This window comes from Amycolatopsis sp. NPDC005232 (genome assembly GCF_040607795.1).
Taxonomy (GTDB): Bacteria; Actinomycetota; Actinomycetes; order Mycobacteriales; family Pseudonocardiaceae; genus Amycolatopsis.
Genome location: NZ_JBEXHL010000009.1, coordinates 263,295 through 283,055, shown reverse-complemented (window position 1 = coordinate 283,055; position 19,761 = coordinate 263,295). Strand labels below are relative to the sequence as shown.

At 71.5% G+C, this 19,761-nt stretch carries 16 protein-coding genes; 5 read left to right on the top strand and 11 right to left on the bottom strand.

From position 1 onward, the window contains the following. Positions 1 to 15 precede the first annotated feature (15 nt). On the bottom strand, positions 16 to 3,438 hold the full coding sequence (locus ABZU76_RS20035) for an ATP-dependent DNA helicase (protein ID WP_354871491.1): 3,423 nt from the start codon (positions 3,436 to 3,438) through the stop codon (positions 16 to 18). Next, entirely contained in the window at positions 3,435 to 6,608 is a 3,174-nt protein-coding gene (locus ABZU76_RS20030; RefSeq protein ID WP_354871603.1) for an ATP-dependent DNA helicase, read from the bottom strand. Before ABZU76_RS20030 ends, ABZU76_RS20035 begins: the two co-directional genes overlap by 4 nt. A gap of 139 nt (positions 6,609 to 6,747) precedes the next feature. Between ABZU76_RS20030 and ABZU76_RS20025 the strand changes: the two genes are divergently transcribed. Both ABZU76_RS20025 and ABZU76_RS20020 read left to right on the top strand, forming a co-directional pair. Then, a complete protein-coding gene (locus ABZU76_RS20025; RefSeq protein ID WP_354871488.1) occupies positions 6,748 to 7,074 on the top strand; it encodes an MGMT family protein in 327 nt (108 codons plus the stop codon). A 27-nt stretch (positions 7,075 to 7,101) separates the two neighbouring features. Beyond that, positions 7,102 to 7,923 (top strand): siderophore-interacting protein, encoded by an 822-nt coding sequence (locus ABZU76_RS20020; RefSeq protein WP_354871486.1) that lies wholly within the window; start codon positions 7,102 to 7,104, stop codon positions 7,921 to 7,923. 17 nt (positions 7,924 to 7,940) lie between these two features. On the opposite strand, the gene ABZU76_RS20015 is transcribed toward ABZU76_RS20020, so the two are convergent. From ABZU76_RS20015 to ABZU76_RS20005, 3 genes are read right to left on the bottom strand one after another with little or no spacing between them, the layout of a single operon-like run. After that, on the bottom strand, positions 7,941 to 8,432 hold the full coding sequence (locus ABZU76_RS20015; RefSeq protein ID WP_354871483.1) for a DinB family protein: 492 nt from the start codon (positions 8,430 to 8,432) through the stop codon (positions 7,941 to 7,943). Beyond that, positions 8,432 to 9,226, bottom strand: coding sequence for a uroporphyrinogen-III synthase (locus ABZU76_RS20010; protein WP_354871482.1), 795 nt, complete (start codon positions 9,224 to 9,226; stop codon positions 8,432 to 8,434). The genes ABZU76_RS20015 and ABZU76_RS20010 overlap by 1 nt, the downstream gene beginning before the upstream one ends. Next, entirely contained in the window at positions 9,219 to 10,196 is a 978-nt protein-coding gene (locus ABZU76_RS20005; RefSeq protein WP_354871480.1) for a YafY family protein, read from the bottom strand. The genes ABZU76_RS20010 and ABZU76_RS20005 overlap by 8 nt, the downstream gene beginning before the upstream one ends. 61 nt (positions 10,197 to 10,257) lie before the next feature. Here ABZU76_RS20005 and ABZU76_RS20000 point away from each other — a divergent pair, with 61 nt between their 5' ends. Together ABZU76_RS20000 and ABZU76_RS19995 are read left to right on the top strand one after the other, a co-directional pair. Continuing rightward, complete coding sequence (locus tag ABZU76_RS20000; RefSeq protein WP_354871478.1) at positions 10,258 to 10,656, top strand: DUF3224 domain-containing protein; 399 nt, start codon at positions 10,258 to 10,260, stop codon at positions 10,654 to 10,656. Between the two features lie 11 nt (positions 10,657 to 10,667). Further along, the gene (locus tag ABZU76_RS19995; RefSeq protein ID WP_354871475.1) at positions 10,668 to 11,786 is read left to right on the top strand and encodes a winged helix DNA-binding domain-containing protein; all 1,119 of its coding nucleotides are present in this window, start codon (positions 10,668 to 10,670) and stop codon (positions 11,784 to 11,786) included. Here the strand turns inward: ABZU76_RS19995 and ABZU76_RS19990 are convergent, their stop codons facing one another. Further along, positions 11,787 to 12,260 carry a MarR family transcriptional regulator gene (locus ABZU76_RS19990; protein ID WP_354871472.1) on the bottom strand — a complete coding sequence of 158 codons (474 nt, stop codon included), beginning with the start codon at positions 12,258 to 12,260 and terminating at the stop codon, positions 11,787 to 11,789. It abuts the gene before it with no gap. A 111-nt stretch (positions 12,261 to 12,371) separates the two neighbouring features. Between ABZU76_RS19990 and ABZU76_RS19985 the strand changes: the two genes are divergently transcribed. Beyond that, on the top strand, positions 12,372 to 13,571 hold the full coding sequence (locus tag ABZU76_RS19985) for an FAD-dependent monooxygenase (protein ID WP_354871469.1): 1,200 nt from the start codon (positions 12,372 to 12,374) through the stop codon (positions 13,569 to 13,571). A 36-nt stretch (positions 13,572 to 13,607) separates the two neighbouring features. On the opposite strand, the gene ABZU76_RS19980 is transcribed toward ABZU76_RS19985, so the two are convergent. The 5 genes from ABZU76_RS19980 to ABZU76_RS19960 are packed head-to-tail and all read right to left on the bottom strand — an operon-like array spanning position 13,608 to position 19,742. Next, positions 13,608 to 14,444 (bottom strand): DUF3626 domain-containing protein, encoded by an 837-nt coding sequence (locus tag ABZU76_RS19980; RefSeq protein WP_354871466.1) that lies wholly within the window; start codon positions 14,442 to 14,444, stop codon positions 13,608 to 13,610. 21 nt (positions 14,445 to 14,465) lie between these two features. Then, entirely contained in the window at positions 14,466 to 15,569 is a 1,104-nt protein-coding gene (locus ABZU76_RS19975) for a uroporphyrinogen-III synthase (RefSeq protein ID WP_354871464.1), read from the bottom strand. Then, the gene (gene nirD, locus ABZU76_RS19970) at positions 15,566 to 15,904 is read right to left on the bottom strand and encodes a nitrite reductase small subunit NirD (RefSeq protein ID WP_220246461.1); all 339 of its coding nucleotides are present in this window, start codon (positions 15,902 to 15,904) and stop codon (positions 15,566 to 15,568) included. Before nirD ends, ABZU76_RS19975 begins: the two co-directional genes overlap by 4 nt. Next, the gene (nirB, locus tag ABZU76_RS19965) at positions 15,901 to 18,405 is read right to left on the bottom strand and encodes a nitrite reductase large subunit NirB (RefSeq protein WP_354871461.1); all 2,505 of its coding nucleotides are present in this window, start codon (positions 18,403 to 18,405) and stop codon (positions 15,901 to 15,903) included. The genes nirD and nirB overlap by 4 nt, the downstream gene beginning before the upstream one ends. Next, complete coding sequence (locus tag ABZU76_RS19960) at positions 18,405 to 19,742, bottom strand: nitrate/nitrite transporter (protein ID WP_354871458.1); 1,338 nt, start codon at positions 19,740 to 19,742, stop codon at positions 18,405 to 18,407. The genes nirB and ABZU76_RS19960 overlap by 1 nt, the downstream gene beginning before the upstream one ends. Positions 19,743 to 19,761 lie beyond the last annotated feature (19 nt).

Below are 19,761 nucleotides of genomic sequence, written 5' to 3'. Positions count from 1 at the left end.
ACTCGCGCGGGACAGTCACTCGCGCGGGACACGGCGGAGCAGGTCCCTCAGGCCTTCGGCGTCCAGGAGGTCGGCGGGGCTGAGCGTGTGCCCGTGGCGGACGTAGTGGAACGCGGCGCGGACGCGGTCCACCGGCACGTTCTTCAGCGCCGCCCACGCGAGCCGGTACGCGCCGAGCTGCACGGCCAGCGCGGGCAGGCGGTCGGCTGACGGGACGGAGCCGGTTTTCCAGTCCACCACGGTCCAGCCGCCGTCGGGATCCGCGTAGACGGCGTCCATCCGGCCGCGCACGGTGATGCCCTCGACGTCGGCCGAGAACGGCACCTCCACGGCCAGCGGCACACGCTCGGCCCACTCGCTGCGTTCGAAGGCTTCTTGCAGTACTTCGAAATCGGAGTCGGGGGCCTCGCCGACGTCGGCGGCGCCGGGCAGGTCGTCGATGTCCAGCAGGCCCTCGCCGGAGAAGCGCTGTTCGAGCCAGGTGTGGAACGCGGTGCCGCGGCGAACGAAGGTGTTGGGCGGCAACGGAAGCGGGCGTCGTAGCTTCCGGGCGAGTGCTTCGGCGTCGGCGGCGAGCTCCACGAGCTGGCTCACGGAAAGCTGGGCGGGGAGTACGACCCGGTCCACAGTGGCCTGGGCGCGGGCGCGTTCGGCGAGCAGGACGTCGGTGTCGGCGGCCCAGCCGTCGGGGTCTTCGGGGTCGACGTCGTCTTCGTCGTCCTCATCGTCTTCCTCGTAGGTTTCTTCGTCCTCATAAGGTTCTTCGTCGAACTCGTCGGGTTCGGGCGGGAGCGGCACCTCGTCGTCTTCGGCGACGCCGAACAGTTCCGGCTGCTCGGGTTCGGCCTTCACCGGCGCAGGTTCTGTCTCTTCGGGTGCTTCGGGCAGCGCCGCCATCGCCGCGAACACCATCTCGACACCGGTCGACACCCCGGTCCGCCGGTCGCCCAGCGGGTCGACGGGCCAGCTCGCCTTGCGGGAGTCGGCGACCAGCGGGTTCTCCTCGTCCTCGGCGGGTTCGTCGGCCCACGCGTCGAGCACGCCGATCGGCGGTTCGGCCGCGCGCAGCACGTCGGCGATCTCCGTGAGGAACACCGACGGTCCCTTCGCGCGCGTGCTGCTCTCGTTCCACCAGTGACCGGACACGATCAGCGCGCGTTCCGACCGCGTCAACGCGACGTAGCAGAGCCGGCGTTCCTCGTCGGCCTCCCGCTCGACGAAACCCTCCTCGTGCAGCTCGAGGGCCTCCTGCACCTCCTTGCGGTCGAAGCCGTCGGAAACGCGCAGCTCAGGCAGGTCGGCCGAGTCGCCGCGCAGCAACGCGGGCAGCGACGTCGCCGTGCGCAGCCACGACGAGGACCGGCGCTTGCTCGGGAACACCTCCGCCACGAGGTGCGGCACGGCCACGACCTCCCACTCCAGCCCCTTGGCGGAGTGCACGGTGAGCACCTGCACGCGGTCGGGCACGACCTCGACCTCGCCGGGCGTGAGGCCGTCTTCGGCGTGGGCGGCGGTGTTGAGGTAGTCCACAAAGGACAGCAGAGTCGCGGTCGGCGCCGTCTCGGCGTAATCGGTGACGACCTCCGCGAACGCGTCGAGGTGCGCGCGGCCGGCCGAGCCTGGGCGGGCGAGGGACTCGACGTCGAGCAGCATCGTGCGCTCGACGTCGGCCACCAGCTCGGGCAACGACTGGTCGAGGCGCCGCCGCAACGCCGCCAGCTCCGCACCGATGCGCCGGATCCGCCGGTAGCCGTCCGCGGAGTAACGCTCGGGCTTGCCGGGTTCGTCGACGGCGTCGATGAGCCCGGCCTGCTCGGCGCGTTCGGTGACCAGCACGGGTTCGTCCTCGGAATCCGCCTGTGGCACGGGCGAAGACAGCTCCCCCGCGCGCCGCCACAGCGCGGCCAGGTCCGCCGCCGCGAGCCGCCAGCGCGCGCCCGTGAGCAGGCGGGCCGCCGCGCTGCCGGCGAGCGGGTCGGCCAGCACCCGCAGCGTGCTGACGAGGTCGGCGACCTCCGGTTCGTCGAGCAGCCCGCCGAGGCCGACGACCTCGACCGGCAGCCCGCGCATCCGCAGCTCGGCCGCGATCGGCGCCATGTCCGCGCGCCGGCGCACCAGCACGGCGGCCGTCGGCGGTTTGCCCGTCTCCTCTTTCTCGGCGAGCCAGCGCCGCGCCAGCGCGTCGGCCACCCACTCGCGTTCGGCTCGAACATCCGGCAGCAGTGCCACGGCGATGTCGGCCGGGCCGGCGCCCTCACGCGCCCGCAGCGGCTCGACGCCGAGGCCGCGCGACCGCAACGGCTCGGCCACGGCGTTGGCCAGGTCCAGGATCTGCGGCGGGTTGCGGAAGCTGGTGAGCAGGCCGAACTCGTGCGCGGGCGCGAGCCGCCCTTCGGCTTGGCGCGGGAAGTCGGTGGTGAAGCGCGGCAGGTTGGCGGCCGACGCGCCACGCCAGCCGTAGATGGCCTGCGCCGGGTCGCCGACGGCGGTGACCGGCATCGGCGCGTGGTCGCCCCCGCCGAACAACGACCGCAGCAGCACGCGTTGCGCGTGGCCGGTGTCCTGGTACTCGTCGAGCAGCACGGCGCCGTAGCGCTCGCGTTCACCGGTGATCACGGCCGGGTAGCCGTCGGCCAGCTGCGCCGCGAGCGACATCTGGTCGGCGAAGTCGAGCGCGCCCTCGGCCCGCTTGCGCCGGTGGTAGGCCTCGACGAGCGGCAGCAGCGCGAGCCGGAACCGTTGCGCCGCCATCACTTCCTGCAGCTTCTGCGGCAGCGCCGCCCGCTGGCCCTTGGCGCGCGGGGCGTTCTCGATCACCTCGCACAGCCACGTCGTGTACTGGGCAAGCCGTTCGGTCGACACGAGGTGCTCGCCGAGCTCCCCGGCCAGCGCGAGCAGCTGCGCCGTGACCGAGGACGGCACGCGGTCGGTGTCGAGGTCGTCGTCCCAAGTGGACACCACGCGGTGGGCGAGCTGCCACGAAGACGTCTCCGAAAGCAGCCGCACGCCCGGCTGCACCGGCAGCCGCAGGCCGTGTTCCGACAACAGCCGCCCGGCGTAGGCGTGATAGGTCAGCACGGTGGGCTCACCGGCGACGACCGTGGCGCGCAACCCGCCCGACGGGTCGAGCTTCTCGAGCAGCCCGGACCCGGCCAGGCGGCGCAGCCGGGCGCGCACGCGCTCGCCGAGCTGGCGCGCGGCCTTGCGGGTGAACGTCAGGCCCAGCACGCGTTCGGGGCTCACGATCCCGTTGGCCACCAGCCACACCACGCGCGCGGCCATCGTCTCCGTCTTGCCCGCGCCGGCGCCCGCGACGACCAGCGACGGCTCCACGGGCGAGGCGATGACCGTGGCCTGCTCGGGGGTCGGGCGGTGCAGGCCCAGTGCGTCGGCGATCTCCGCGGGCTCGACCGGGTTGGCGATGAGCCGCAAGCTCACGGGCCGGTCACCTGCCTGCCCTCGGGCCGCAGCGGGCAGCAGCTGCGGGCGGGACAGCGGTCACAGTCGGGGTTCTCGTGGGCTTGGTAGCCGGGCCCGGCCGCGGAGGCCGCCGCCGAACGCACGAGGTCGAGCCACTGCCGGCCGCCGTCGTCGTCGAGCGGCGGCTGGTCGCGTTGCGTGGCGCCGGTCTTGTTGTTGGTCTTCGCGACGTAGACCAGCCGCGCCCCACCCGGGGTGTTCTTGCCCTCGATCGCGCCGAGCAGCACGGCGAGCTGGTACGCGGCGAGCTGCGGGTGCTGCTCGGCGTCGGCGCTGGACACCGGCACCTTGCCGGTCTTGATGTCCACGATCACCGGGCGGCCGTCCTTGTCCAGCTCCACGCGATCGACGCGGCCGCGCAACATCACGCGCACCTCGTCGTCGCCCATCGGCAGCTCGACCTCGATGTCCTGCTCGACACCCGCCTCGATCAGCTCCTTGCGGCTGCCCTCCAGCCACGCGACGAAGTTGCGCAGCATCTGCTCCACGCGGTTGCGCTCGCGCCGGGAGAACCACGGTGCACCGGCGTCCACGCGCACCCACGCGTCGTCGAGCGCGGCCTGGATCTGGTCTTCGGTGCGCCCGCCCGCGACGGCCTGCGCAAGGCCGTGCACCAGCGTTCCCGTGACCGCGGCGAGCTGCGCGGGGTCGCTGCCGCCGTGGCGTTCGACGAGCCAGCGCAGCGGGCACTTCACCAGGATTTCCACTGTGGACGGTGAGATCCGCATGAGGTCACCGGGTTTGTGCACCGGTTCGTCGGTGGAAGACGGCAGCAGGCCGTACCACGTGCTGGGGTGCGCGCCGGGCACGCCGGCGTCGGCCAGCCGTGCGAGCTGCTTCGCCGCGCGGGCACGACGTTCGGGGTCGGCCTTGTCGTCGCACACGACCTCACGCAGCTCGCCGACGAGCTCGGCCAGCACCAGCGAACGGCCGGGTGGCTTCATGCGGGAGTCGAGCGCGCCGTCGTCGGCGCCGTTCTCTTCCAGGTCGTCGAGGAAGCGGGACGGCTGCTCGTCCTCGCCCGCCACGGCCGTGACCAGCAACGTCCGGCGCGCGCGGGCGGCGGCGACGTAGAACAGGCGCCGTTCCTCGGCGAGGATCGGGGCGATGGCGGAGACCTTGTCGCCGTCGTCCACTCCGGACAGCAGGTCGACGAGCCGCTCCACGCCGAGCACGGAGCCGCGCAGGCGCAGGTCCGGCCACGCACCTTCCTGCACGCCCGCCACGGCCACGACCGTCCACTCACGACCCGCAGCCGCGTGCGCGGTCAGCAGCGACACGCCCTCGCCCGGGATCGCGGCGGGCGCCAGCGTGTCCCCCGCGATGTTCTGCGACGACAGGTAGTCGGCGAACGACGCGACGCTCGCGCGCGGCAGCCGGTCGACATAACGACCGGCGGCGTCGAACAACGCGACCACGGCGTCGAGGTCGCGGTCGGCCTGCGCACCGAGCGAGCCGCCGCGGTCGACGAACCGCAGCAGCCGTTCCTGCAGGCCACTGGCCTCCCAGAGCTCCCACAGCACTTGTTCCACGCCTTCACCGCGCGCGACGGCCTGGTGCGTGACGCTCAGCAGCTTGCCGACGCGCCGCACCGGCGTCGCCTCGGCGTCGGCGAGCCCGACCAGGATGTCGCCGCCGCGCAGGGCTTCCACGAGCAGCTCGTCGCTGGAGCGCTGGCCGCCGCCGGCCAGCTCGAGCCGGCGCAGGCCACGGCGGACCCGGCGCAACGCGAGCGGATCGGCCCCGCCCAGCGTCGAGGACAGCAGCATTTCGGCGAGGTCGACGTCGAGCAGCTCCGGTTGGGCCGCGATCCGCAGCACGGCCAGCAGTGGCCGGACGGCGGAGTGCTTGGCCAGCGGCAGCTCTTGCGTCGCCGAGCCGATCGGCACCCCGGCCGCGCGCAAAGCTCGTTGCAGCACCAGGAAAGTCCGCGCGGGCGAGCGCACGAGCACCGACATCTCGGACCACGGCACACCGTCGATGAGGTGGGCGCGGCGCAGCTGGTCGGCGATCCAGCTGGCTTCGGCAGCCGGCGTCGGCATCAGCCGGACGCGGACTTTGCCTCCGCGTTTTCCCGGGGGAGAAACGAGTTTCCGGTGCTGCGACGCACCCGGCAGCGTGGCGCCGAGCTTCGTCACGGCCTCGCGCACGGCCGGGGCAAGCCGGTGGGAGGTGGTGAGCTTGACCGTGCGATCACCGTCGGAGTCCGCGTCGGCGAACAGCCGCGGATCGGCTCCGCGGAAGGAGAACACGGACTGGTCGGGGTCACCGGCCACCACGAACTCGGCCGCGGTCTGGCCGATCTGGCGGATCAGCTGGACCTGCAGCGGGTCGAGGTGGTGGGCGTCGTCCACGAACAGGTGCCGCACGCGGCCGCGCTCGCGCTCGCGCAGCTCCTCGTCGTCTTCGAGGGCGAGCAGGGCGGAGGTGACCAGCTCAGCGGCGTCGAGCGCCGGGGCGCTGCGGACGCCGAGCGCGTTGCCGCCCGCGCCCTGCAGCTGCGTGACCTCCTCGTACTGCGCCCAGAAGTGCCCGGCCGCCACCCACTCCTCGCGGTCCTTGCGGTGGCCGAGCGCCACGAGGTCCTCGGGGCCGAGCCCGCGCTCGGCCGCGCGCATCAGCAGGTCGCGCAACTCCTCGGCGAAGCCCGGCACGAGCAGTGCCGGACGGAGCTGGTCGGGCCAGTCGGGGGCGCCGATTTCGAGATCGCCCTGCAGCAGGTCGCGCACGACGACGTCCTGCTCCGCGCCGGCCAGCAACCGCGGCGGCGGCAGCTCTTCGGCGCGGGCTTCGAGGCGAAGCAGCGAAAACGCGTAGGAGTGCACCGTGCGCACGAGCGGTTCACTCACCGTGCGCGGCAACACCGACGACTGCTCTGGATCGGCCGTGAGGCGGCGCGTGATGTCGGCCCGCAGCGCGTCGGCCGCGCGGCGTGACGCGGTGAGCACGAGCACGCTCTCCGGGTCGGCTCCGTCGGCGATGCGGCGCGCGGCCGCGGTGGCGAGCAAGGTCGTCTTGCCGGTGCCGGGCCCGCCGAGCACGCGGAGGAACCCGGCCGGTGCGGACAGCAGCCGGCGCGCGCCTGCGTCCCAGGTGAACGTGGGTGCGCCGACGGCGGGCGGGCGCACGAGCCGCGCCCTGCCCTGCGCCGTTCTCCGCCCGTTCACGCCTACGATGGAAGCACGCTGACACGCACGGGTGGCGCACCGGCACGCGGTTGCGCGACCGGCGGTCGAAACTGTCGGTGGCGTGCGGCACAGTGCTCGGGTGGACGACGAACTTCACGAACGGATCCGGGCTGTGATCAGCGACGTGCCGGAGGGCACGGTGGCGACGTACGGTGACATCGCAGCACTCAGCGGCGCTCCTTCACCCCGGCTCGTCGGGCGCGTGCTCGCTGAAGACGGGCACGACCTGCCGTGGCAGCGGATCCTGCGCGCCAACGGCACTCCGGCGCCGCATCTGGCCCACCGACAGCTCGAACTCCTGCGCGCGGAAGGCGTGCTCGCCGACGGCCAGCGCGTGAACCTGCGCGAGTACCGCTGGCGTCCTGACGGGCTGCCGCAGGAGGAGGAACCCGAAGGTCTGTTTTAACCCCGCCACTTAGGTTAGGTTTGCCTAATGGCATTGCTGACTGCGCACCGCGGCCGGGTCACCGCGGTCCGGCGGGTCACCCCGCACATGGCCAGGGTCACGTTCGACTGCGCCACGCTCGCCGCGACCGAAGGCTTCGGACCCGACGCTTACCTGAAGGTGTTCTTCCCGCTCGACGGTCAGGACGAGCCGCAGCTGCCGCCCCCGCCGACGAGCGGCGACGTGGTGTCCTGGTACCAGTCCTACCTCGCGATGCCCGACGAGGTCCGGCCGCCGATGCGTACCTACACCGTGCGCGCGTTCCGGTCCGCGCTCGGCGAGGTGGACATCGACTTCGTGCTCCACGACGACATGCTGGGCCCGGCCTCGGCGTGGGCCGCGCGGACGGCGGCGGGCGATCGGGTCGCGTTCGTGGGGCCGCACAGCCTGTACGAGGTGCCGGAAACCGCCGAGTGGCAGCTGCTGGTCGGCGACGAGACGGCGCTGCCCGCGATCGGCGCGATCGTGGAGAACCTGCCGCGTTCGGCGCGGACTTCGATCTACGTCGAGATCCCGGACCGCGCCGAACGCCAGACGTTCGACACCGCCGGCGCCGTCGCGCTGCACTGGGTCGTGCGCGGCACCCGCCCCCACGGCGAAGCTCTCCTCGATGCCGTGCGCGCCGCGAACCTGCCCGGCGGCGCGCCGTACGCCTGGGTTTCGGGCGAGGCCGGCATCGTGAAGCGCGTCCGCCGCCACCTCGTGCGCGAACGCGGCTTCGACAAGGACATGATCTGTTTCACCGGCTACTGGCGCCACGGCCTCAGTGAGGAAGCGGTCGGGCGCGAGCGAGTGGCTGCAATTTCCTGAGCTGTGGCTTCCTGAGCTCAGGCGGCCAGGATCTGTTCGCGCAGGATGTCGGCGTGGCCGCAGTGGTGGGCCAGCTCCCGCAGCACCTGCAGATACACCCAGCGCACCGTGCGCGGGCCGGACCGGTGGCCGGTCACGACGGCGTCCAGCGTCAAGTCCGCGACCACCGTCCGGGCCGTGGCGCAGGCTTTCCGGTAGGCCGCCGTGACCGAGGCGACGGTGTCGTCGTCGGCGAGCCGGAACGACTCGTCCGGGCTCCGCACCAGCCCGAGCTCACCGCGGGACGTGCCGCCGACGCATTCCTCGAACCACACCCGCTGCATCCAGGTGACGTGCTTGAGCAGCCCGAGCGGCGTCGTCGCCGACGCCACGAGCCGACGGCGGGCCTGCTCCTCGGTGAGCCCGTCGAGCGTCATCTCGATGCCCACGCGGTATTCCTCGATGAACGCCTCGAGCTGGGTGCGTTCGTCGTCCAGCGGCACCGAGAACGAACCCCTGAACTCACCCATCAAGCCCTCCCCAGCGTCGAAACCACCAGCTTCACCAAAGCACCGAGCCGTTGCCGGTCCGGTTGGCACGTCGGAATGCCCTGCGCTTCCAGCGGGGCCGCCGTCACCGGGCCCACGCAGAAGGTCTTGATCCGGCCCGTGCGCACCACGTCGAGGGCGCCGGTGCCGGCGGTCAGGGTGAGGAAGTTTGTGGCGGCCGGGGCGCTGGTGAAGACGAGGGCGTCGACTTCGCCCGCCTGGATGTCGTGCGCCAGCGAGAGGACCGGAGCGGTGTCGGCGGGTGAGTGCCAGCGGTAGGGCTGCACCGCGACCACCTCGGCGCCGACCAGCTGCCCGGTGAACTCCGGCAGTGGAGCGCCGTGCAGCTGGACCGCAACGCGGGAATCGACCACACCCGCGGAGACCAACGCGGCGAACAGCTCGGCGTTGCTCTCCCCCGGCGCCGAGAACTCCTCGCGCAGCCCCGCTCCCCGCACGGCGCCCACGGCTTTCGGGCCGCGCGCGAAGATCCGCGACGAGCCCAGCGTCGTGAGCAGGTCGTTCTTGAGGCCCCAGCCGTCGGCGGCGGCAAGCCAGCCGCGGAAGCCGGCACCGGTCGTGACGGCCGTGAAAGCAACCGGTGCGGCGAGCACGGCTTCGGTGCTGAGCCGCAGCTCGGGGTCTTCGGCGAGAGGCACGATGGTGATCGTCGGCGCGTGGCTCACCTGCGCGCCGTAGCGGAGCAGTGCGGAGATGAGGTCCTCGGCGCGGCGCTCGGCCGTGACGCCGATCCGCACCCCGTCCAGCTCACCCATAGGTCGCGCCCATCTCCCTGATCGCCTTCGCGAGCTGCGCCCGCAGGTCCGCCGGCTCGAGCACCTCCAGGTGCGGCCCGAACCGCAGCAGCTCGCCGATCGCGGGTTCCCCCGGCTCGACCGGCAGCCGCATCGTGAGCCAGCCTTCCTCATCGGCGACCGCGCCGCCGTCCAGGGCCTCGCGCAGCGCCCGCGCCCCGACGCTGCCCGCGTAGAACGGCAGCAGACCCTGTGCCCGCGGCGACAGGCGCACGGTCGCGAGCCGCGGGTACATACGCCGCTCGAACTGTTCCGACCACTCCCGCCAGTAACGAGGCAGGTCGAAATCGGCCGGTCGCTCGAAGGCCTCACCGAGGTCCGTCAGCTCGAGGATCCGGGAAATCCGGTACGTGCGATCGGACCCCTCGCACCGGCCGGCGAGGTACCAGTTTCCCGCCTTGAGAATTAGGCCGAGCGGCTCCAGCACGCGCTCGACCTCGCGTTGGCCCCAGCGTTCGTAGCGGATCCGGACGCGGTGGCTCGACCACACGGCGTCGGCGACCGCGGACAGCACCGGCAGGCTCTCGATCCCGCGGTGCCACCCGGGCACGTCCAGGTAGAACCGCTCGGCGACGCGACCCGCGCGGCTGCGCAGCTCCTTCGGCAACGCGGCATACAGCTTGAGCTGCGCCGCCGCCAGCACCGTGCCGAGGCCCAGCTCCGCCGCGGCCACGGGCAGGCCGGCCAGCGAAAGCGACTGCGCCTCCTCCTCGGTGAGCCCGGTCAGCCGCGTGCGGTAGCCGTCGACCAGCTGGTAGCCGCCGGTGCGGCCGCGGTCGGCGTAGACGGGCACGCCGGAAGCCGACAGCGCGTCGATGTCGCGGTAGACCGTCCGGACGGAGACCTCCAGCTCGGCGGCCAGCTCCTCGGCCGTCATCCGGCCACGGTTCTGCAGCAGGAGCAGCACCGTGAGCAGCCGGGACGCGCGCATGAATCGAGTATGACCGAAAATCCTGACACAAGCTGACAGGTATGGGCGGTTGAGTGGTCCCATGAACACGTTCAGCATGAAGAACTGGGACGAACACCTCGCCAGCGGCAGCGAAGGCGGCCCGCGCGTGGCCTACGCGCACGCCACGATGGAGTACAGCGGCGTGATCGAAGGTGAGTCGATCTGCGATTACCTGCTGTACTACGCGGGCGAGGGTTACGACGGCGGCGGCACCACGTCGCCGAGCTTCGAGCGATTCGACGCGACCGTGGACGGCCGTCGCGGCACGTTCGTGGTCCGGCACGAGGGCGGATTCGACCCGAAGGGCATCTGGTCGAAGTTCGACGTCGTGGCCGGCTCCGCGACGGGCGAGCTCACCGGCCTGACCGGGTCGGGCACGGTGAAGGGCACGATGGGCGAACCGACGGTGTCGTACACCTTCGACTACGCGCTGAGCTGAAGGAGGCCGCTGTGCTCGAGGTGTCACGCAAGCAGGTGATGGCGTACCGGGTCGCGCGGCACGGGCTGCACCGGGACTTCGCGGACCCGGTGGCGTCGCCGCTGTTCGACCTCGGTCTGCAGGACAGCATGCGTGACACCGCCCTGCTCGCCCTCTCGGCGCGGTCTTCGACACCGGTGGAGCCGACGTCCCTTGTGGACGATCCGCGCGTGGTGCTCGTCTGGTCCCACCGCGGCGCTCCGCATTTCCACCGGCGCGAAGACCTGCGCGAGCTCGTAACGTCGCTGATCCCCCTCGACGACGCCGACGCCCTGGCCCGGATGCTGTGGCAGAAAAAGGAAATCGGCGCGACGGGCGTACCCGCGTCAGAGGTGCTCTTCACCGCGGCGCGGGCCATCCGCAAGGTCGTGACGCAGCCGATGTCGAAGGGCGCGGTGAGCGCCGCCGCCACGCGCGAGCTGCCGCCCGAGTACTCCCGCTGGTGCCGCCCCTGCAACTCCACGCACATCCAGGAGCAGCTCATGCGCCTGGCCACCCTCCACGGCGGCGTGCGCCTGGAAGCCGACCAATCCCCGGCGACGCTGGCGCCGCTGGAAGACCGCGGCCGCATGCGCACTTCGCCCGACGCGGCGGCCGTGTCGCGCGTGGTGCGCGGCTACCTCGTTGCCAACGGCCCCGCCACCCAAGGCGACGCGGCGGGTTTCGTGGGCACGGCGAAGACGGCCCTGTCTGCTGCGTGGCCTGATGATCTGGTCGAGGTCAAAGTGGACGGTCGCCGGGCGTTCCTGCCCGCGGATCAGGTGGCCGCGCTGGAGAATCCGCCGTCGCCGTCGGTGGTTCGGTTGCTGCCGCCGCTGGATCCGTTCACGCAGGCCCGTGACAAAGCCGCGCTGGTGCCGGACAAGGCCCGCGCGAAGGAAGTGTGGAAGATCCTCGGCAGCCCCGGCGCGTTGCTGGTGGACGGCGAGCTGATGGGCGTCTGGCGCACCCGCGGTTCGGGCAAACGCCTGGCCTTCACGATGACCGCGTTCGACCCGCTTCGCGCGGCGGATCGGGATGCGGCTGAGGAAGAAGCTTCCCGGGCCGCCACGGCTCGCGGGTACGCCGACTTCTCCGTCACCTGGGGCTAGTCACTCCACTTCGGACAGCCGGGCCGTCAGGTCGTCGACGAACCGGTTCAGCAGCGTGCCGAACGTCCGCTGGTCCTCGATCGACCAGTCGGCCACGGCCTCGGTGAACCAGCTCAGGACGGTCTGCAGGTAGCGCCCGGCCGCGGCTGCGCCGTCCGGCGTGAGCTCGATGAGCCGGGCGCGCTGGTCGTCGGGATCGGTGACGCGGCGGATGAGGCCACGCTTCTCCAGCTCGTTCAGGTGGCGCGTGACGTGCGGGCCGACGACCTGCATGCGCGTGGCGATCTCGCCGACGCGCAGCGGCTTGCCCGCCATCTGCAGGGTGATGATCACGGTGAGCGCCGGCCGGTCGAGAGCGAGGCCGGCCTGCTCCATGGCGCGTTCCGCGAGGTGGCTGCGGTTGAGCACCGTGCTCAGCTGCATCAGGCGCGGCAGCACCGTCAACGGGTCGAGCCGGCCTTCTGTGTCGCTCATCACACCTCTTACATACCTAAGTTAGCTATATAGTTGCCTCGAGTGCAGCAGTCGTCCAAGGCCCGTTGCGCTCGCGAGAAGCATACCTAACTTAGCTATCGAGGAGACACCATGACCACCGTTCTGATCTCCGGCGCCAGCATCGCCGGCCCCGCACTGGCCTACTGGCTGCGTGAATACGGCTTCGACGTCACCGTCGTCGAGAAGGCCGAGGCCCTGCGCGGCGGCGGCTACCCCATCGACATCCGCGGCACCGCCCTCGGCGTGGTCGAGCGCATGGGCCTGATGCCACGGCTGCGCGAAGCCCACGTCGACAGCCGCAGGCTCACCTTCCTCAACGAAGACGGCAGCACGGTCGCGTCGCTCAGCCCCGACGCCATCGCCGGCGGTGTCGAGGGCCGCGACCTGGAGGTCCGCCGGGGCGACCTCGCCGAGTCGCTCTACAGCACCATCCGCGACGACGTCGAGTTCCTCTTCAACGACAGCCTCGCCGCCCTCGACGACCGCGGCGACGCCGTCGACGTGACCTTCCGCAGCGGCCGGCGCCGCACGTTCGACCTGGTCATCGGCGCCGACGGCCTGCACTCGGGCGTCCGCGCGCTGGCGTTCGGCCCGGAGGAGCAGTTCCACCGCTACCTCGGCTACTGCTTCGCCGGCTTCACGATGCACAACGACTTCGGCCTGGCCCACGAAGGCGTCCTCTGGTCCACCCCGGGCCGCGGCGCCGCCCTCTACGCCGTGGGCGACAGCGACACCATCTTCGGCTTCCTCAACTTCACCCGCCCCGAGCCGCCCTTCGACGCCTTCCGCAACCCGGCCGCGCAGCGCGACCTCATCGCCGAGGTGTTCGCCGGAGACGGCTGGGAAATCCCGCGCCTCGTCGCGGCCATGCGCACGGCCGACGACCTGTTCTTCGACATCGTCAGCCAGATCCACCTGCCGCGCTGGTCCTCCGGCCGCGTCGCCCTCGTCGGCGACGCCGCGCACGCGCCGTCGTTCCTCACGGGCCAGGGTTCCAGCACCGCGCTCGTCGGCGCCTACGTGCTGGCGGGCGAATTGGCCACGCACGCCGACCACACCGCGGCGTTCGCCGCCTACGAACAGACCGCGCGCCCGTTCGTCGAGGCAAACCAGGCCCTCGTCACCGTCGGCAACGCCACCATGTTCCCCGCCACGCCCGAAGCCCTCGCCGAACGCAACGCCGGCCTGCGCGAACTCACGACGCTGCCCGTCGGCCCTGGCCGGCCGGAGCACAGTGCGCTGGTACTGCCGGACTTCACCGGTCGACGGCCGGCCGGTAGCCGCGCCTGACCAGGTTTCGTCCTTTTCGGACAGTCCGGTGCGTGCTCATCCTCGAAGCTCAGCGGAGCCGAACCTCGCCACGTAGTGCCAGACCCGCTTGAGCGCCTGCTCGTCGTGCCGGCCGGCGCGCGACGCGTCGCCGAGAACACAGGGATCGAGGCGGCCGTCGCGGGCCAGCGATTCCCCGAGCCGCACGAACTCCGAGCCTCGGTACTCCGGATGCCGACGCAGTTCGCTCGTAGCCAGGACAAAGCCGCCGTGCCATTCGACGGCGCACGGCAACCGGGCGGCAGCGGCCTCGATCGGAGTGCCGCGGTAGCAGGGGTCCAGCACCACAGCTTCGACGTCGGCGTGAAGATCGAGCACACCGTGGACGTGCGCTTCGACGTAGTCGTCGAGCGGATCCGGGTCGTCCGCCAGTGCTGCCGCGATCAGCGCCGACAGGCTCGACGCGACGCCGAATCTCCGGGGTTCGAAGAAGCTGTCGGGGTAGCAGAACGTGGTGCGAGCCAGAACCGGCCCGGCCAGTCGCAGGTGGGCCGAACCGAAACGCGGTGAGCCACCGATCCGGCGTCGGCGGAAGTTCAGCGAACCGTACTTCGGCCGCTGCGCCGGCGGTGCGTCGTCGTAGGACCCGGCGAAGATCCGGCTCTCCCAGAGCCAGCGGGCGCCGCCGGGGTGCGCGGTGAGGCCCCCATTGCCCGTGCCGGTCTCGAACTGCGACCGGTACACCCCGTCACGAGCCAGCAGTTCCAGAATCGGTGTCCCGGCGACCAGCCGATCCGGGTGGAAGTGCAGGGTCACTCGCCACGACGGGTCCGCGGGCCCACCGGTCGCGAGGGTTGCCAGGTGGGCGATCGCGGTCTCGTGCGGCTGCGGCATGGCTCCAGTATCCGCGCGGCCTCACCGGTCGACGGCCAGCCGGTAGCCGCGTTTCACCACGGTCTGGATCACAGCCGGGCCGCCGAGGGCGGTGCGCAGGCGGCCGATCGCCGTCTCCACCGCGTGTTCCTCGCCCCCGCCCGGGAGGGAGGTGGTGAGCTCGCGGCGGGAGACGACGCGGCCGGGTGAGTGGGCCAGGGCGCGGAGCAAGGCCATGGGGGCGGGGGCGATGTCGTGCCAGTCGCCGTCGAGGAGGACGGCGTGGCCGCGCAGTTCCAGCGCGTGGCCGGCGACGGAGAGGCACGGGGTGCGGACCAGGAGCGCATCCGCGACGATGCGGGCGAGGGCGCCGAGGCGGGAGCGAGCGGGCTGGACGGTGGGGATGCCCAGCGCCGCAAGGGGTGCGGCCGTGATGGGGCCGACGCAGGCGACGACCACGCGCGACGTCAGGGCGTCGACCAAAGCCGGCAGGCGGCCGGTGCGGCGGGCCAGGGCGAGCGTCGACGCGGCGGCCGGCGCGGACGTGAAGGGCAGGGCGTCGACGGTGCCGTCGAGCACGGCGTCCACCAGGCGGTCGAGCGGGCCCGGGTCGGCCGGGCCGACCCAGCGGTAAACGGGGATCTCGATCACCGACGCACCCGCCGCGCGCAGGGCCTCGGTGAAGAACGGCAGGGGCTCGCCGTGGAGCTGGACGGCGATCGTCAAACCGTCCACACCGGACGCCAGCAGGTGCTGCAGCACACCCGCGTTGCTTTCCGACGGTGGGGAATAGTCCTCCGACAAGCCCGCGGCCCGCAGAGCGCCCGTGGCTTTCGGGCCACGGGCGACGAGGCGGGCGCGGGCGAGGTGGGCCAGCAGCGCGTCGCCGAGGTCCCAGCCCTCGGCGGCCTCCACCCAGCCGCGGAAGCCGATTCCGGTGGTGGCGACCACTACATCCACGGTGGACCCCAGCAGCCGCACGGTGGCCGCGTGCAGCTCCGTGTCGTCGGCTAGCGGGACGATCCGGATGGCCGGGCCGTACCGAACGGCAGCCCCCTTGCGCACCAGCAGCGCGCCGAGCTCGTCCGCCCGGCGCGCCGCGGTGATGCCGGCGACGAAACCGGCCAGCGGGAGCACGTCCGTCACGGGGAGCCCACCTCGACGATCCCTTCCCGCACGCGCACGCGATAGACCGGCACGGAAACACCCGGCGCGTCCAGACACTGTCCGGTGTGGAGCGAGAACCGTTCCTTGTAGACCGGGGACGTGACCACGGGCTCACCCCCGGCGTCGCCCACGATCCCGCGCGACAGCACCGCCGCTGCACTGCACGGATCCCAGTTGGACAGAGCGAACCACTGCGAGCCGACGTGGAACACGGCCACCTGCTCGCCCTCCACCAGCGCCGCCACGCCGGAGCAGTCACCCACCCGCGAGACCGCGCACACCGCCGTCCAGGTCCGTTCGATCGATGTCGTCATCGCCGCACCTCCGGAACGCCCAGCAGTACCGGAACCCGTTGGAGGCGCTCCGGCCGGAATGAGATCGACGGGTCCGGCGTGCCCGGCGCGTTCACGAACGAGCTGAACCGCGCCAGCTTCTCCGGATCCTCCAGCACGCCCCGCCACTCGTCTTCGTAGTCCGTGACGTGCTTGGCCATCGCGGCGTCGAGGTCCTCGCAGATGTCGAGGCTGTCGTCCACGATCACCGCGCGCAGGTGCTCCAGGCCGCCGTCGAGCTCCTCCAGCCACGGTGCCGTGCGCTGCAGCCGGTCGGCTGTGCGGATGTAGAACATGAGGAACCGGTCGATCGTGCGGATCAACGTCGGGGTGTCCACATCGGACAAGAACAGCTGCGCGTGGCGCGGAGTGGCGCCGCCGTTGCCGCCCAGGTAGAGGTTCCAGCCGTGCTCGGTCGCGATCACACCGAAGTCCTTGCCGCGCGCCTCCGCGCATTCCCGCGCGCAGCCGGAGACGCCGGACTTGATCTTGTGCGGCGAACGCAACCCGCGGTAGCGCAGTTCCAGCTCGATCGCGAGGCCGACGCTGTCCTGCACGCCGTAGCGGCACCAGGTCGACCCGACACACGACTTCACCGTCCGCAGCGCCTTGCCGTACGCGTGCCCGGACTCGAACCCCGCGTCCACCAGCCGCCGCCAGATCTCCGGCAGCTGGTCCACCGTCGCGCCCAGCAGGTCGATCCGCTGGCCACCGGTGATCTTCGTGTACAGCCCGAAGTCCTTCGCGACCTGCGCGATCACCATCAGCTTCTCCGGCGTGATCTCGCCACCGGGGATGCGCGGGACCACGGAGTAGCTGCCGTTGCGCTGCAGGTTGGCGAGGAACTTGTCGTTCGTGTCCTGCAGCGTCGCTTGTTCACCGCCGAGGATGTGGCCGTTGCCGAGCGTCGCCAGGATCGACGCGACGGCCGGCTTGCACACCGCGCAGCCCGAACCCGTGCCGTAGCGGCTGACCAGCTCGCTGAACGTGGTGATGCGCGTGGCCCGCACGATCTCGAACAGCTCCGCCCGCGACTGCGCGAAATGTTCGCAAAGCGCCGTCGACTGTTCGACTCCGCACGCGTTCAGCAACTTCGCCAACATCGGCACACACGAGCCGCACGACGTGCCCGCTCGCGTGCACGCCTTGAGCTTGCCGACCGAGTCGCAGCCGTCCTCGTGGATGGCCCGCGTCAGCGCACCCTTGGAAACACCGTTGCACGAACAGATCTGCGCCTCGTCCGGCAACGCCTCCACTCCGACCGCCGCGCCGCCACCGGCCGGGGCGAGCAGCGCACCCGGCTCCGCGGGCAACGGACGGCCGACCAGCGCCCGCAGCGTGTGGTACTCGGCCGCGTCGCCCACGAGCACGCCGCCGAGCAGCGTCCGGCCGTCGTCGGTGACCACGAGCTTCTTGTACGTCCCGGCCACGGCGTCGTTCACCGCGACTTCCAGCGCGCCCTCGGTTGCCGCGTGCGCGTCGCCGAAGCTGGCGACGTCGACACCCATCAGCTTCAGCTTCGTGGCCGTGTCCGGCTCCGGGAACGACGCCGCTCCCCCGGTGAGCCGCGCCGCGACGACCTCCGCCATCGCGTACCCCGGGGCGACGATCCCGTACACCCGTCCCTCGACGGCCGCGCACTCACCGATCGCGAACACGGCCGGATCGCTGGTGCGGCACTCGGCGTCGACCAGCACCCCACCGCGTTCGCCCACGGCCAGGCCACACTCACGCGCCAAGTCGTCGCGTGGGCGGACACCCGCGGAGAACACCACGAGGTCGACGTCCAGCTCCGTACCGTTGCCGAGCTTGGCCAACAGCCTTGACCCGTCAGCCTCGAGGGCGTCCGTCGAGGTTCCCGTGTGGACAGTCACGTCGAGCTGCTGGATGAGCCGCCGCAGCAGCGCGCCACCACCCTCGTCGACCTGCAACGGCATCAACCGAGGCGCCATCTCCACGACGTGCGGCGACAAGCCCATGTCCCGCAACGCCTTCGCGGCCTCCAGTCCGAGCAGCCCGCCGCCGATCACCACCGCGGACCGTCGCCCACGGCCCGGCTTCGAGGCAGCCACCCGGATGGCATCCAGGTCGTCGATCGTCCGGTAAACGAACACACCCGGCAGCTCTCGCCCCGGCACCGGCGGCACGAACGGCCGCGAGCCCGTGGCCAGCACCAGAGCGTCGTACTCCTGCACGCGACCGGCCGAGGTCGTCACCGTGCGAGCTTCCCGGTCCACCGCCACCACGGCGTCACCGAGGCGAAGATCCACAAGGGAATCGTCCGCGTAGTCCGCACCCGGCAGGGCCAGCGCGGCCGGATCCCACGTGTCCACATAAGACGTCAGTGCCACCCGGTCGTACGCGGGCCGGTTCTCTTCCGCCAGCACCACGACCCGCCACTCGCCGGCCGTGTCCGCCGCGCGCAGCGCCTCCACGAGCCGGTGCGCGACCATGCCGTGCCCGGCCACCACGAGTGTCCTCATCAGACCTCCGCCCCGGCCAGCACGACCTGCGTCCGCACCGCGGGTTTGCGCAGGTACACCACCCACGTCACGCCCACGCACACCGCGTAGAACACCAGGAAGCCGACGAACGCCGGAATCCCGCTGTGCGCGTCGGCGAACGACTGCCGGAACGCGAGGTTGATGAACAACCCGCCCAACGCTCCGATCGCCCCCGCGAGCCCGATCAACGCACCCGACAGGCGACGGGCCTTGAGCAGTTCCGCGGCCTCGTCACCACCGAGGTCGATGGCCGCGCGCGCCTTCACCTGGAAGATCGCGGGGATCATCTTGTACGTCGAACCGTTGCCGATGCCCGTCAGGACGAAGAGGACGATGAACGCGACCGTGAACAACCCCAGCGAGTTCGCCGACGAAGCCAGCACCAGCACCACCGTGGCGAGCGCCATCAAGCCGAACGTCGCGAACGTGACCCGGCCGCCGCCGAGCCGGTCGGACAGCCGGCCACCCAGCGGCCGTGCCAGCGAACCGAGAAGCGGCCCGAGGAACGTCACCGCCGCCGCCTGCAACGGCGTGCGGCCGAACTGGTTCTGCAGCACCAGCCCGAACGCGAAGCTGTAGCCGATGAACGACCCGAACGTGCCGACGTACAGCAGCGACATCACCCACGTGTGTCCATATCGGACGACCTCACGCATGGCTTTGGTGTCACCGCGGACCGTGGCGAGGTTGTCCATGAACAGCGCCGCGCACAAAGCCGCGATCACGATCAGCGGCAGGTAGATGAACAGCACCAGCCGCGGCGCGGTCGCACCCACTGTGCCGATCACCAGCAAGCCGACCAGCTGGATCACGGCGACACCCAAGTTTCCGCCGCCTGCGTTGAGGCCGAGCGCCCAGCCCTTGTACCGCTCCGGGTAGAACGTGTTGATGTTCGTCATCGACGACGCGAAGTTCCCGCCGCCGACGCCGCCCAGCGCGGCCATCAGCACGAACGTGCCGAGCGACGTTCCGGGGTGCAGCACGATCGCCGTCAGCACCGTCGGCACCAGCAGCAATGCCGCGCTGAAGATCGTCCAATTGCGACCGCCGAACTTCGCCACCGCGAACGTGTAAGGCAGCCGCATGATCGCGCCCACGAGCGTCGGCGTGGACACCAGCAGGAACTTGTCCGCCGCCGAGAATCCGTACGCGGGGCCCATGAACAGCACGACAACCGACCACAGTGTCCAGATCGAGAAACCGATGTGTTCGGCGAACACGGAGAACCACAGGTTGCGGCGGGCGATCCGCTTCCCGGTCGTCTCCCAGAAGGTCTCGTCCTCGGGTGTCCAGTGCTCGATCCAGCGATTCTTCACGGCGTCCTCCTTGGCAAGA

Excerpts from the sequence above, each read along its gene's own strand:
- ABZU76_RS20020 (WP_354871486.1), top strand. The coding sequence starts at position 7,102 with ATGGCATTGCTGACTGCGCACCGCGGCCGGGTCACCGCGGTCCGGCGG.
- ABZU76_RS20015 (WP_354871483.1), bottom strand. The coding sequence starts at position 8,432 with ATGGGTGAGTTCAGGGGTTCGTTCTCGGTGCCGCTGGACGACGAACGC.
- ABZU76_RS20010 (WP_354871482.1), bottom strand. The coding sequence starts at position 9,226 with ATGGGTGAGCTGGACGGGGTGCGGATCGGCGTCACGGCCGAGCGCCGC.
- ABZU76_RS20005 (WP_354871480.1), bottom strand. The coding sequence starts at position 10,196 with ATGCGCGCGTCCCGGCTGCTCACGGTGCTGCTCCTGCTGCAGAACCGT.
- ABZU76_RS20000 (WP_354871478.1), top strand. The coding sequence starts at position 10,258 with ATGAACACGTTCAGCATGAAGAACTGGGACGAACACCTCGCCAGCGGC.
- ABZU76_RS19990 (WP_354871472.1), bottom strand. The coding sequence starts at position 12,260 with ATGAGCGACACAGAAGGCCGGCTCGACCCGTTGACGGTGCTGCCGCGC.
- ABZU76_RS19985 (WP_354871469.1), top strand. The coding sequence starts at position 12,372 with ATGACCACCGTTCTGATCTCCGGCGCCAGCATCGCCGGCCCCGCACTG.
- ABZU76_RS19980 (WP_354871466.1), bottom strand. The coding sequence starts at position 14,444 with ATGCCGCAGCCGCACGAGACCGCGATCGCCCACCTGGCAACCCTCGCG.
- nirD (WP_220246461.1), bottom strand. The coding sequence starts at position 15,904 with ATGACGACATCGATCGAACGGACCTGGACGGCGGTGTGCGCGGTCTCG.
- nirB (WP_354871461.1), bottom strand. The coding sequence starts at position 18,405 with ATGAGGACACTCGTGGTGGCCGGGCACGGCATGGTCGCGCACCGGCTC.